Here is a 14,051-nt window from a genome sequence, read left to right as displayed (position 1 = left end):
CTCTCCTTATTTCACTTCTGGCTGTTGATTGGCTGCCGCATCAATGACATCGACACCAACCGCCTGCGCGATTTTTTGATCAAACTCTGGACGGAAATATTTAATCGCACTCATCAGTGGTTCCATCGCACCCGGCGCATGTGCACAGAAAGTTTTACCAATCCATAAGTCACGCGTGAGGCCTTCTAGCTTTTCCACGTCGCCCACTTGCCCTTCACCATCATTGATAGCAGTAAGCAGTTTGACACCCCACGGCAGACCATCACGGCATGGCGTACACCAACCGCAGGATTCGCGCTGGAAGAAAATCTCGAGATTACGAACGAGTGGCACCATATCTTGTGCTTCATCCACCACCATAATTAGCCCAGTACCCATACGGCTACCTGCTTTTTGAATGGTGTCAAAATCCACCACCACATCTAAATGCTCAGTGGTTAAAAAGTCAGTAGAGGCACCGCCCGGTAGCCAAGCTTTGAGGGTTTTACCTTCGATCATACCACCCGCTAAATCTTCAATGATTTCGCGTGCCGTATAACCAAACGGTAATTCCCACAGACCTGGGTCATTGACTAAACCTGAGCAGCCAAACAGTTTGGTACCCGGTGTCTGGCTCTTGCCTTTGATGTTAGATAATGACTGATACCATTCAACACCATGGTTTAGGATGGCTGGCATGTTACACAAGGTTTCAACGTTGTTGACGACGGTTGGACGACCCCATGCACCAGAAATTTGTGGAAACGGTGGTTTGGTACGTGGATTAGCACGGCGACCTTCTAAGCAATTAATCAATGCCGTTTCTTCACCGCAAATATAACGTCCAGCGCCAGTATGCACATGCAGATTAAAACTAAAATCTGAGCCTAAAATATTCTTGCCCATGAGATTGTTAGCCAAGCATTCTTCGATGGCAGTGACCAGACGCTGGGCGGCTAAGATATATTCACCACGGATAAAGATATACCCGTCAGTTGCACCAATCGCATGAGCGGTAATCAACATACCTTCAATTAACTGAAACGGTAGGCGCTCCATCAATAGGCGATCTTTAAAGGTGCCCGGCTCCATTTCATCAGCATTACAGATGAGATAACGTGGTAGACCATCTGGCGGTGACATAAATGTCCATTTCAAACCAGCATTAAAGCCTGCACCACCGCGACCTCTGACGTTGGCAGCTTTAATCATGTCACCGACTGCTTTAGGCGATTGACCCAAAGCTTGCTTTAAGCCATCAAAGCCTTTTAAAGACTCATAGGTGGTCAAATCTAGGACGGCATCATGATGTGCTAGACGCCATGTTAATGGTTTGGTTTCGCTAGTCGCTGTGGCTTTATCGCCATAAATTGGAATGCGCTGCTCATTAAGCTGGCTAGGTGCTTTGCCTTGACTACGTTGAGCAATCTGCTCTGAAAGCGTTAATCTCATGCGTATAGCTCCAATAATTGCGTGACTTCTTCAGGCTGAACAGGACCATACGTGTCTTCGTCAATCAACACAGCAGGGCCTTTATCACAGTTACCTAAGCAGCAAATTGGCAATAGCGTAAAACGACCATCAGCCGTTGTCTGACCATACTCAATACCCAGCTGCGATCTGATTTCAGACGATAACGCCTCATAGCCTGTCAAAAAACAAGCCACTGAATCACAGATAAGGATGACGTGGCGACCGACAGGCTGACGATAAATACGGTTAAAGAAAGTAGCAACCCCGTCCATATCTGACATCGGAATGTCTAGAATATTGGCAATGGCATTCACTTGTGCGTCATCGACCCAGCCGTTGCGCTTTTGCACAATCTTTAGCGCATCGAGCGAAGCAGCACGTGCTTGTGGGTAATGGTGCATAAACTCATGAATAGCCGCAATTTCCTCGCTAGTGAGGATGCTTGCCACATCTACTTTTGGCATTTTGTCGGAAACAATTTTCATAGTCTTCTATCTGTCCTCACTCATCACGCTTTATCAGCTAATAACGACAGTCTTATGAGTGTCGCTACATGGCAAGATATCAGCATTTTGGTGTGCCATTTGGCAATGATATATTGATAAACGTATTTCTTTAATAACGATAATTTTCTGATCAAAGCATTAGACTAAAGTATTAGCGATCACGGTACTAACGATCACAGTCGGCCATTACGATATCAATCGATGCCAAATACATGATGGCATCAGAAACGAGCGAACCATTAATCACCGATGGCATCTGCTGTAAATGTGCAAACGTCGGCGTACGGATACGGGTACGATAGCTCATCGTCGCCTTATCTGAGGTGATGTAATAGCTGTTCAAACCTTTGGTCGCTTCTACAATTGTCGTACACTCGCCCGCTGGCATCACAGGACCCCAAGATACTGAGATAAAGTGATTAATCAAGGTTTCAATATCGTTTAAGGTACGGTCTTTTGGCGGTGGTACAGCGAGTGGATGATCGGCTTTATAAGGGCCTTGTGGCATATTGTCCATACACTGGCGAATGATACGTAACGACTGACGCATCTCTTCGACCTTGACCATACAGCGATCATAAGCGTCACCGTTGTAACCCACTGGCACTTCAAAATCGTAATTCTCATAGCCCATGTATGGACGCGCTTTACGCAGATCAAAATCAACGCCTGTCGCTCGCAGACCAGCGCCCGTCACGCCCCAAGCAAGTGCTTGCTTAGCATTATACTGCGCAACACCTTGGGTACGACCTTTGAGCACGCTATTTTGCAATGCCGCTTTGACATATTCGTCCAAGCGTTTTGGCATCCAATCCAAGAATTCGCGAACCAGACGCTGCCAGCCACGTGGCAGATCAGCAGCCGTACCGCCGATACGGAACCAAGCAGGATGCATACGATAGCCAGTCACGGCTTCGATGACGTCATAGGCTTTTTGGCGATCGGTAAACATATAGAATACCGGGGTCATGCCGCCCGCATCCTGAATAAACGTACCAACAAACAGTAAGTTATTGGTAATACGAAAAAACTCGCTCATCATCACGCGAATGGTTTCAGCGCGCGGTGGAATCGTAATTCCAGCAAGCTTTTCAACCGACATGATGTACGGCAGCTCATTCATCACGCCACCGAGGTAATCGATACGGTCGGTATAAGGAATAAATGAATGCCAAGTTTGACGCTCAGCCATCTTCTCTGCGCCGCGATGGTGATAGCCGATATCAGGGATACAATCGACGACTTCTTCACCATCAAGCTGTAGTACTAAACGGAATGCACCGTGAGCAGAAGGATGGTTAGGACCGATGTTCAAGAACATAAAGTCTTCATCACGACGTGAACGCTTCATGCCCCACTCTTCTGGGACAAAACGCAAGTTTTCTTGCTCGTATTGCTGCTTGGCAGTGTTCAAGAAGTACGGGGTAAATTCCGTTGCACGCGCATGATACTCTTTACGCAGTGGATGACCTTCCCAGTATTTTGGTAATAGAATACGGGTCAAATGCGGATGACCGGTAAAGACAATACCGAACATGTCCCACACTTCACGCTCGTACCAGTTGGCATTTGGCCAAATCTGCGTAGCGCTCGGTACATTGACATCGTCTTCACTCAGCGCGACTTTAATACGCACATCACTATTACGCTCAAGCGACATTAGGTGATAAAACACTGTAAAGTCACTGTCAGGCAACCCTTGGCGATGCTGACGCAGACGCTCATCTATCGCTGACAAGTCAAATAGCATGACGTATGGCTGGGGTAATTTACGCAGGTATAGAAGAATATCCAGCAAATCAGCACGTGCCACCCAAACCGTTGGAATCTCATCCACAGTGTGCTGCACGACAAACTTACCGGCATACTTCTGCTCCAGCTCGGTGATAACCGCTGGAACAGGCTTAATGTTAGGATCTATGTTTTCGACTACCGTGACCATGAATGATTTATTCCTTCATTAATCATCATTGAGCTATGTTGAGCCTAACCGAGCTATGTTAATCATAACTGAACCATGTTAATCATAACTAAACTACGCTAAACATAAGCGAACTACGATGAATATATGCGTACTGAGCACTTTTACGGATTGTGTATGATTGAGCCAAGCTAAAACATGATATAGCCAAATAATTTATGCCTAAATGCTGGTTCTCACATGCAGTTTGGCTACAGGCTCGCTGATTAAATACTGTCTGGGCTACGCAAGTTTTTCACAGCGATACGATCTGCTTGCTTACGGTCACGCTCAGGCGTCATTTGTGGCTGATAGATACCCTGATCATTGACATGAATACCTAGCGGGCGACGCTCTTTAGTAATCGACTCTTGCAGCAACATCAAGCCTTGGATCAACGCTTCTGGACGCGGCGGACAACCGGGCACATAGACATCAACAGGGATAATTTTATCCACACCTTGCACGACCGAATAGATATCATACATACCGCCAGAGTTGGCACAGGCACCCATCGAGATAACCCATTTTGGCTCAAGCATTTGTTCATAAAGGCGCTGAATAACCGGTGCCATTTTGACAAAACAAGTACCAGCAACGATCATCACGTCTGCCTGACGGGGCGACGCGCGAATGACTTCGGCACCAAAACGTGACAAATCATGAACGGCAGTTAGGGTGGTGGCATATTCGACATAACAGCAAGAGGTGCCAAAGTTAAATGGCCAAAGTGAGTGCTTGCGCCCCCAGTTTGCTGTTGAATGGACGAGGTCTTCGAGACGACCCATAAAGACGTTTTTATTCACTTCGTCTTCGATTGGATCATTGACCGTTTGACTGGTCTGTGCAGGATAGACATCTGCATCAGGGTTGGCTTTTGTTAATGTGTATTTCATAACATACAACCTTTATATTAGGCGAAGCGCAGCAATCATCTTGCTTCCGCTATCCCCTTAACTTCTATTATTAATAAGCGACCATTTTGCAGTAACGTGCCACAAGACCGTCAAAAGCGATTAGCGTTTGACTTTGTCTTGTTGCGCAGATGTGGCAAAATCCATGGAAGTCACATTACCAGTAGTATTAATATGATCGATATTTTGCAAGTGACGACGGTTGGTCTCGATATTGTTCGAGACATTAATCTGCCCTGAAGACTGGGCTGGTATCTTGCCAGTTGGATCGACCATCAGCTCATCGACGCCATCAAACTGCGTAATATCGGCCAAATTAAAACCTGCCGGAGCTGCATATAGACGTGGTTGCTTGCGACGCTTGTCCGATGGTGCCCAATTCATCGCACCCAGACTGAGCTCGTATACCAAGCCTATAATCAAGATGGTAATGAATATCGCGGCAGCGGCGAAGCCCAGCCAGCCTGCTTCACGTACTGAAACGGCATAAGCGTACAAATATAGTGCTTCTAAATCAAAGATAACGAAGAAGATTGCCACCAAATAGAATTTGGCAGACAAACGAATACGGGCGTTGCCAGCTCCGACAACACCCGCTTCAAATACTTCTTCTTTTTGTGAGCCCTGAGAGCGACCGCCAAGCAAACGCGGCACAACCAGCATAAAGACCACTAGCCCAATGGCGGCTAAGATAAAAGCAATGGCTGACCAATTAAAAGCAGACATGATAATACGTGCTCCTCACCCAATCGAGTGTCAAGCGCAGCGCGCATACTCACAAACTATAGAGTGGTAATAGCGACTGGCATAACGCAGACGAAAACACAAAGTAACTGCCATTGGGTCTTAATAACTCAATGGCTCATATAGATACTGTGCTGGTAATAACCAATTATCAAGCTTATTGACGACGATGTCAGACATGACCAACTATAGATACTCCGATGTATAACGGAGAAAGGCTGGTCGCCTAACGCATCTTCTAACAACGTAAGATCAACGTATTAAATCAATATCATATTCGATAGTTTATTTAATTGATTTAATAGCTCATTACACGTGGTCAACAATGACGAGACAACTGGCATAAATTATTTACGTACTATACGCATATCAGTGCCTAAAAGCTAGTTTTTAACTGTATTGAACGGTCACTTTATAGGTGAAAGAAACATGTTTTTTTTGCCATGAATTATGATATAGACGTTACCTTATATTAAGCCCAAATCCATATTTTTGAATGGACGCTAGTATATATAGTATAAGTCACGAAAAATTAACGCTTTTTTACTGGGTGCCGATCCTTGAACTCCTCCCCAATGTGACGGTTTTTGCTTTATAATAACCCGCCTAATTGCATGCTAGTATCAGCGGCTGTTTTAACGATGGCGCTCTTGATTAATTGTCACAAAATATTAACGGTCATGAGCGTGATTAGCGGATAGGTTGATTAACCTTATCGACGCTATGTTTTGATATTGAGATGATGCAACAAACTATAATGCTATGTTGCCGTCTTGCGCTATCGATCTGCCTCATACGTGCCGTTTTTATCTCACTGAGCAACGCTTGATATCAACACTCGCCTTTTTTGCTTTCTTTTTGCTTTTGTCTTACAGGTCACCTTATGAGTCAACTTAATCCCAAACAACAAGAAGCGATGCTTTACGTATCCGGTCCATTGCTTGTGCTAGCAGGTGCCGGCTCCGGTAAGACATCGGTGATTACCCGCAAGATTGCGTATCTAATCGAAGAATGCAACATGCCAGCCGAGCGCATTACCGCGGTGACCTTTACCAATAAAGCGGCGCGCGAGATGAAAGCCCGTGTCAGTAAATTGCTGCCGAGTGAAAAAACTCGCGGGCTGACGGTGTCTACCTTTCACCAATTTGGGCTACAGTTTTTGCGTTATGAGCTGATTCATACACCGCTCAAGGGTAACTTCTCCATCATGGACAGCGACGACAGTAAGCGTTTGCTGATGGAGCTGATGATGCGTGACAATTTAAGCGGCGCTGAAAGTCGCGAATTGGTCGGCAAAGCCATTAAAATGATTTCTGACTGGAAAAACGACCTAATTGAGCCGGATAAGGCGATGGAAACCTTGGACGATCCAGAAGACATGATTTTTGCGACCCTCTATGCCTTATATGAGCGTAACCTGCGTGCTTATAACGCTGTTGATTTTGATGATTTGATTGTCCTGCCGACCAAGATATTACGTGAAAACAGAGAGCTGCGCGATAAATGGCAAAACCGTATTCGTTACTTGCTCGTCGATGAATATCAAGATACCAACACCGCCCAGTATGAGATGATTAAATACTTAGTCGGACCGCAAGGGCGTTTTACCGTCGTGGGCGATGATGATCAATCTATCTATGCGTGGCGCGGAGCAAAACCTGAAAACATGGCGCTACTCAAAGAAGATTTCCCAAAACTCAAAATCGTCATGCTTGAGCAAAACTATCGCTCGACCACGCGTATTTTGACCTCTGCCAATGCCGTTATTACCAATAACGAGCATTTATTTGAAAAGAAACTCTGGTCAGATAAAGGTCAAGGCGAAAAAATTCGCATTATTAACTGTCGTAATGATGATGATGAGTCTGAGCGTGTGGCAAAAGAGATTGTCACTCATAAACTGCGTTTCGGTAATGAATGGGAGCAGTACGCCGTTCTTTATCGCAGTAACTTTCAGGCGCGCATGCTAGAGGCGCAGTTGCGTCAATTGCAAGTGCCTTATAAGTTGTCGGGTGGTCAGTCGTTCTTTGCGCGTAGTGAAATCAAAGACATCATGGGCTATCTACGTTTGATTCTGAACCCCGAAGATGACAGTGCATTTTTGCGCATTATTAATACGCCTAAGCGTGGTATGGGACCAGCAACGCTAGAGAAGTTAGGCTTATTTTCACAAGAGTATAGCATCTCGCTACTCGCTTCTTGTACCCACGCAGGGCTCGCGCATGTTTTACCGTCGAAGGCTTATGGTACGATAAAGGAGTTTGGTGAGTTTATTGAACATTATACGCGTGAGCTGGATAAGCATCCTGATCCTGTGCCTATCGTCCGCCAAATGATTGATGAAACGGGTTATATCGACTTTGTGCGTAGCGACGCCAAAACCCCGCAACAAGAAAAAAACCGTATCGATAATATTGATATGCTCTACACTAGTATTCAATCACTGATTAATCGGGCCGAAGAAGACGAAGATCGCACCATTGATACCATCATTCGTAAGCTGGTGTTGCTGGATATGCTCGAGCAACAGCAAGAAGAAGAAAATACCAACAAGGTTAACTTGATGACCTTGCATGCGGCAAAAGGCTTGGAGTTTGATTTTGTGTATATCATGGGGCTTGAGGAAGAAATGCTACCGCACCGCAATTCCATCCTAAGCGAGACGGTCGAAGAAGAACGGCGCTTGATGTATGTGGGCATTACTCGTGCCCGTCGAGAACTGACATTGACGCTAGCGACTCAGCGCCGTGCAGGCGGACAGATGCGTGTCACTTCTGAGTCAAGATTTTTAGATGAGTTACCAGAAGAGCATATCGACTGGCCAGCCAAGGCGAAAAAGAAAAAAGCGACTAAAGACCCTGAAGCCGTTGCTGATGAATACTTGGCTAATATTCGCGCTTTATTGGGTAATCGTTAGCGTTAGGCTCAACACTTGAGAGCATCATCAGTTAGCGACATGAGAAATTAGCACTTATTCGACATTTTAGTGTTTGTTATTATTTATACTTTCTAAAAACTTTGGAACCTTTATGCCTACCCCTATGCCTGATCAGGAACGACCATCTACGCTACAGGGAGATTACAATCCAGCAGAGTATAGCGGCGAATATAAGCTTCTATACTTGCAAAGTTTGGTTGCTGACAAGGCATACGAGGCGATTACTGAGTTTTTAGAAAAGCAGTCCAAATATGAGATTGCGAGCCTATTAGAATCGTTCCCTAGCCAAAATCGCTTGTTGATTTGGGCACAAGTACCAGAAAATATCAAAGGCGAAGTGCTTGCCGAGTTAGAGTTTGATACACGCCAGCCGCTGTTAGAAAACGTCTCATCGAAAGATATTTCCTTATTTACTCAAGACCTTGATGCGCAAGACATCTCTGAGATTTTAGATACTGTCACCGAAAGTGTGCGTACCTCGGTCATGGCAACCTTGGATGAAGACATCCGAGTGCAGGTCAACAAGCTTGACACCTATGCTGACTGGGAAGTCGGTCGTTATATGGATCCTGACCTCATTCAGATCAGGGATGATATCACCCTTGCAGAAGTACAGAACTGGCTACGAGAAAATGACGACTTGCTCGATGATGAAAGCCAAGAGCTGCTGGTCGTCGATCAAAGCCAACAATTACTCGGGCTGCTCAGTCTGGTCGATTTGATTAAACATGATCAAACTACCTTAGTCTCAGAATTGATTGATAACGCCATCACTATTAACGATCGCTTAGACATCCAAGATGCCGCAGCGATTTTCCGCTCAGAGGACATTCGTTTTGCCCCCGTTATTAATAGCCATGGTGAGTTGGTCGGTCAGTTAAATGGCGAGGACATCATGGAAATTATCCAAGATGATGTCGATAGCACCATGAAAAACCTCGCGGGTGTCAGCCAAGATGAAGAGCTGTTTGCGCCTATTTTAACCAGTGCTAAAAGCCGCAGTATTTGGCTAGGTATTAACCTGTGTACCGCCTTATTGGCTGCGGCTGTGATTGGTCAGTTCGAGGCGGTACTGGCAAAAGTGGTGGCGCTGGCGATACTCATGCCTGTGGTCGCGAGTATGGGCGGTATTGCTGGGTCACAAACTCTCACAGTGGTTATTCGTGGTATGGCGATGGGTCAAATCGGTGGTTCCAACCGTTTGTGGTTATTAAATAAAGAGCTGTGGGTTGGCGCGATAAACGGTATCATATGGGCGATAATCATGGCGATTATTGCCCAACTATGGTTTCATGATATTAAAATCAGTGCCGTCATTGGTTTTGCCATTGCGATTAATATGACTGCTGCTAACGTTTCGGGCATTAGTATTCCACTGCTCCTAAAACGTATGAATATTGACCCTGCCCTATCCGCCTCGGTTATTTTAACCACCGTGACAGATATCGTCGGCTTTATGTCATTCTTAGGTTTGGCAAGTGTGTTGATACTATAATCACATAGCCAACGTTAAAACTATATTATTTAGAAACTATCCAACCGTTAAGTGAGTGCGTTATGCAAGCTGTACAAGTTAAAGTATTAAACCCTAAAATTACTGAAGATAAAGCGTTCTCGTTACCGACACGCGCCACTGATGGCAGCGCTGGTATCGACTTGCGCGCTTGTATTGATGAGCCATTGACGATTAAAGCAGGTGCCACACATTTAATTGGTACTGGTTTGGCGGTTTATATCCAAGACCCTAACTTTGCAGGGATGATTTTACCGCGCTCAGGTCTTGGTCATAAGCACGGTATCGTCTTGGGTAATTTGGTTGGCTTGATTGATGCCGACTATCAAGGTGAGCTGATGGTCAGTATTTGGAATCGTAGTAATGAAGACTTTGTGTTGAATCCTGCGGAACGTATGGCACAATATGTCGTCGTACCCGTTGCCCGCCCTGAGTTTGAAGTGGTATCAGAATTTAGTGATACCAGTGCACGCGGTGCAGGCGGCTTTGGACATTCAGGCCGCCAATAATCAGTCGTCATTACTGATTTGCCATGTTAATTATCTTTTAGTCATCACAAAATCATCATCACGTGAATCACGCCATAAGGAGAGTAAGCGATGCCGTCTTTTGCTGCGCAGCAATGCTTATTTCGTGCTTATGATATTCGTGGTTCACGCCAGCATTTTACCACTGACTTTATTCAAGCATTGGGCAAGGCATTTGCTCAGCTTTATAGTGCCGCAGATTGCAACTCAACCGCAGCTCCTGTCAAGGTCTGCCTACCAAAACCAAGTATCGACCTTAAAAGAACCGTCATTGTGCTTGGTTATGATGTGCGTCTCGGTAGTAATATTATCGCTCAGAGATTGGCTAATATACTGACTGAATATGGCTTACAAGTTATCCAGCTGGGGTTAATTACTACCCCCATGATGGTTTTTTGGGCAGAGCAATATTCTGGTCATGGCATTATCGTCACCGCCAGTCATTCTGCTAAAGACATTTTAGGTATTAAATGGTTGGTCAACCATCAATCTCCGAGCCATGCAGAGATTCAGTTGCTTTGGCAAAAAACACGGTCTACCTATGCTTGCCACCTCAATCACGCTCAAGCACAGATTGATGCTCAAAATACGCTGACAAATACAACTGCTAAATCTATTTGTAATCAACCTTTCAATTTATCTGATGCACAAGTCGCGACGACTTATATTGAGGCTATCGCTCAAGTCTTTAAGCAAATCCATCCCTGTAATAAACCACTTCTCAAAGATAACCAACAACCATTTGGCACCCTTGATGTGGTGGTGGTCATAGACTGCATGCATGGGGCGACCAGTAATATCGCCCAGCGTTTATTTGAGCATTTTTGCCAGCAGGTCATCATGATTAATGACCTCGCAGATGGCAGTTTTCCCTCTGGCAATCCTGATCCCACTGAACCACACCGTCTTAAACAATTACAGCGAAGTGTGCGTCAACATCAAGCAGATATAGGTATCGCTTTTGATGGCGATGGCGATCGCTTAATGATCGTCGATAATAGCGGTAAAGTTGTCACGCCCGATCACTTGCTATATTTATTAGCGCAAGTGGCGCTGACCGAACACCCTGAAACGCTGTGTTCTAAAGGCCCAGTCCATTTACAACTGCCTTTTCAAATCCTTTTTGATATTAAATGCTCCCATCATCTACCGAATCTCTTGTCTGAGCTTGGCGCAACACCTGTGCTCAGTAAAACGGGCAGCAGCTTTATGCGCCGACAGATGCAGCAGTCTGCTGGTCAAATTGTCTTTGCGGGTGAATTGTCAGGGCATTTCATATTTAACGATAGCCGCTTTATTATCTATGATGATGCCATGTACGCGGCCTTGCGATTGCTGCATTGGCTAGCGGCTTACGATGCTCACGGTAAAAAATCTCTGACTGATATTACAGAGCAATTGCCTGCTATGGTCAGTACGGCGGATCATTATTTGCCGATGCCTAAAACCCTTAAGAAAGACGATGCTATCGTCGTACAGCTGACCAAATTTTGTCAGTATTTACGTCAGCTCGTGGAAGCGACTGTAGCAGAAGATTCTCGTGATCATTGGATAGCTACTAGCCAGCCATCGCTTTGCCGTTGTTCGATGAGTCGGCAATATATGACGTCCAAGCAAGCCAAATGCTTATTGCCAGTGGGGACGAAGCTGAGCTGTATTGATGGCGTGCGTTTGGATTTCGCCCATGGTTTTGGGGTGCTCCGCCAATCAAACACCAGTCACAATCTTACCGCACGCTTTGCTGGTGATAGCATAGAAGACTTACGCGACATCCAAGCAAAATTTGCCGCTTTATGTCGCCCATTTGATAAAAAACTGGCAGAACAAATTGTCGCTATTCCTGCCGAATAGTTTTGATCAAAATAGTTACCGTCAAAGTAGTTGCTGTCAAATAAAAATATGACTTTTTAATACCATAACTTAGGAATTTATAATGACGCTTAATTTAGATGATGCCAAAAACACTGCTGAAGTATTGACCACAGCGCTGCCTTATATCCAGCGCTTTGTCGATAAGCTTATCGTGGTCAAATACGGCGGCAATGCGATGACGGATCCTGCGCTTGAGAGCTCATTTGCCCGCGACATCGTCTTGTTAAAAACCGTTGGCATTCATCCCGTGGTCGTGCATGGCGGTGGTCCACAAGTGGATAACTTATTAAAAGAGTTGGGGCGTCAGTCAGACCGTATCGATGGTATGCGTGTCACCGATAAAAGTACCATGGATATCGTCGAGATGGTCTTGGGTGGTAGCGTCAACAAATCTATTGTTAGCTTAATCAACAAGCACGGTGGCCGCGCTATCGGTTTGACGGGTAAAGATGCCAATTTAATCCTAGCCAAAAAACTGATGATGGAAAAAATTGGCGCAGATGGGATTGCTGTGCCCGTCGATTTAGGGTTTGTCGGTGATGTGGTCAGTGTCAATAAAGACGTGATTAACATGCTCATTGCCTCTGATTTTATTCCCGTCATCGCGCCACTTGGGGTCGATAGCGAAGGCAATACGTACAATATCAATGCCGACTTGGTTGCAGGTAAAGTAGCGGAATTTTTACAAGCTGAAAAGCTCATGCTTCTAACCAATATCAAGGGTGTGCTGGGTCGTGACGGCGAAGTCGTGACTGGACTCACACCAAAGAAAGTCGACAGCCTCATTGAAGACGGCACTATCTCAGGCGGCATGATTCCTAAAATCCAATGTGCACTTGATGCGGTACGTAGCGGCGTAAAAAGCGCGGTGATCGTCGATGGTCGTGTGCCACATGCCACGCTGTTAGAGATTTTTACCAATGAAGGGGTTGGTACATTAATCAGTCGTGATTTAGGTTCATCATTGGCCGAGTAGCAGGAGTAAATCATGGCATTGTGGCTTTGGTGTCTACTTTTTATCTTAGAAAGCCTGTATTGCTGGTGGATTATTGGCTATGGTGGCGCAAAATGGATAGAAGGCTGGAAGTCATTTTTCCTCATTGAGTGGTTTGCACTAGATTGGAATGCTGAACAAATTCGCTTTTACGTCTTGCTTATATGGCTCGCAAGTGTGATTTGGTTTATTCTAGGTGTTATAAAGCCTGAGCTAAGAGGTTCTTAGCTCAGGCTTTATTGATGGTAGCCGTATTCTTTTACGAAAAAACTTTATCAAACTCAGCTTCATCATAACCGCATAGTAATATATTCTTGTTTTTATCAGTCAGCTCACCTTCAACTATCGGACGCTTAATCATACTGGTATTTTCTACGAGCAAGTCAATGGCGTTATCTAGACTAGCATCAGCCGCTTGCTTTTGACTGTCGTCTAGTTTGCGCCATGTCGTACCGCGCTTATTGAGCACCTTATCGATGCCTAATTTATCTACCCAACGCTGAACGCTATCTTTATCGATACCTTGTTTTTTATAATCATGAAAATCATAGCTGACGCCCAACTCATCCAGCTTATTGAACGCCTTTTTCATCGTGCTGCACGACTTGATGCCGTAAATAGTGATGGTCAT

12 protein-coding genes are annotated in these 14,051 nt (G+C 45.2%); 6 read left to right on the top strand and 6 right to left on the bottom strand.

Features of this window, described 5'->3' with window-relative positions; translation table 11 throughout:
* Positions 1 to 6 precede the first annotated feature (6 nt).
* The 5 genes from nuoF to ndhC form a co-directional block, all read right to left on the bottom strand.
* Entirely contained in the window at positions 7 to 1,431 is a 1,425-nt protein-coding gene (gene nuoF / locus Q6344_03515) for an NADH-quinone oxidoreductase subunit NuoF (protein ID WLG14420.1), read from the bottom strand.
* Entirely contained in the window at positions 1,428 to 1,937 is a 510-nt protein-coding gene (nuoE, locus tag Q6344_03510) for an NADH-quinone oxidoreductase subunit NuoE (GenBank protein ID WLG14419.1), read from the bottom strand. The genes nuoF and nuoE overlap by 4 nt, the downstream gene beginning before the upstream one ends.
* A 187-nt stretch (positions 1,938 to 2,124) precedes the next feature.
* Positions 2,125 to 3,900, bottom strand: a complete 1,776-nt coding sequence (gene nuoC, locus Q6344_03505) for an NADH-quinone oxidoreductase subunit C/D (GenBank protein WLG14418.1) — start codon at positions 3,898 to 3,900, stop codon at positions 2,125 to 2,127.
* Between the two features lie 245 nt (positions 3,901 to 4,145).
* Positions 4,146 to 4,814 (bottom strand): NADH-quinone oxidoreductase subunit B family protein, encoded by a 669-nt coding sequence (locus tag Q6344_03500; GenBank protein WLG14417.1) that lies wholly within the window; start codon positions 4,812 to 4,814, stop codon positions 4,146 to 4,148.
* Between the two features lie 120 nt (positions 4,815 to 4,934).
* Positions 4,935 to 5,558, bottom strand: a complete 624-nt coding sequence (gene ndhC / locus Q6344_03495) for an NADH-quinone oxidoreductase subunit A (protein WLG14416.1) — start codon at positions 5,556 to 5,558, stop codon at positions 4,935 to 4,937.
* 901 nt (positions 5,559 to 6,459) lie between these two features.
* Here ndhC and Q6344_03490 point away from each other — a divergent pair.
* From Q6344_03490 to Q6344_03465, 6 genes are all read left to right on the top strand, one after another.
* On the top strand, positions 6,460 to 8,493 hold the full coding sequence (locus Q6344_03490) for a 3'-5' exonuclease (protein WLG14415.1): 2,034 nt from the start codon (positions 6,460 to 6,462) through the stop codon (positions 8,491 to 8,493).
* 112 nt (positions 8,494 to 8,605) lie between these two features.
* Positions 8,606 to 10,009 carry a magnesium transporter gene (gene mgtE, locus Q6344_03485; GenBank protein ID WLG14414.1) on the top strand — a complete coding sequence of 468 codons (1,404 nt, stop codon included), beginning with the start codon at positions 8,606 to 8,608 and terminating at the stop codon, positions 10,007 to 10,009.
* A 62-nt stretch (positions 10,010 to 10,071) separates the two neighbouring features.
* Complete coding sequence (dut, locus tag Q6344_03480; protein ID WLG14413.1) at positions 10,072 to 10,536, top strand: dUTP diphosphatase; 465 nt, start codon at positions 10,072 to 10,074, stop codon at positions 10,534 to 10,536.
* Positions 10,537 to 10,626: 90 nt separating this feature from the next.
* Positions 10,627 to 12,405, top strand: coding sequence for a phosphomannomutase/phosphoglucomutase (locus Q6344_03475; GenBank protein WLG14412.1), 1,779 nt, complete (start codon positions 10,627 to 10,629; stop codon positions 12,403 to 12,405).
* An 82-nt stretch (positions 12,406 to 12,487) separates the two neighbouring features.
* Positions 12,488 to 13,402 (top strand): acetylglutamate kinase, encoded by a 915-nt coding sequence (gene argB / locus Q6344_03470; GenBank protein WLG14411.1) that lies wholly within the window; start codon positions 12,488 to 12,490, stop codon positions 13,400 to 13,402.
* 12 nt (positions 13,403 to 13,414) lie between these two features.
* Complete coding sequence (locus Q6344_03465; GenBank protein WLG14410.1) at positions 13,415 to 13,648, top strand: hypothetical protein; 234 nt, start codon at positions 13,415 to 13,417, stop codon at positions 13,646 to 13,648.
* Between the two features lie 31 nt (positions 13,649 to 13,679).
* On the opposite strand, the gene Q6344_03460 is transcribed toward Q6344_03465, so the two are convergent.
* Positions 13,680 to 14,051, bottom strand: coding sequence for a Spx/MgsR family RNA polymerase-binding regulatory protein (locus Q6344_03460; GenBank protein WLG14409.1), 372 nt, complete (start codon positions 14,049 to 14,051; stop codon positions 13,680 to 13,682).

It is taken from the genome of Psychrobacter cibarius, assembly GCA_030686115.1.
Classification (GTDB): domain Bacteria; phylum Pseudomonadota; class Gammaproteobacteria; order Pseudomonadales; family Moraxellaceae; genus Psychrobacter; species Psychrobacter cibarius_C.
Note: the sequence above shows the minus strand (reverse complement) of the source record. Positions and strands in the feature narration are given on the sequence as shown.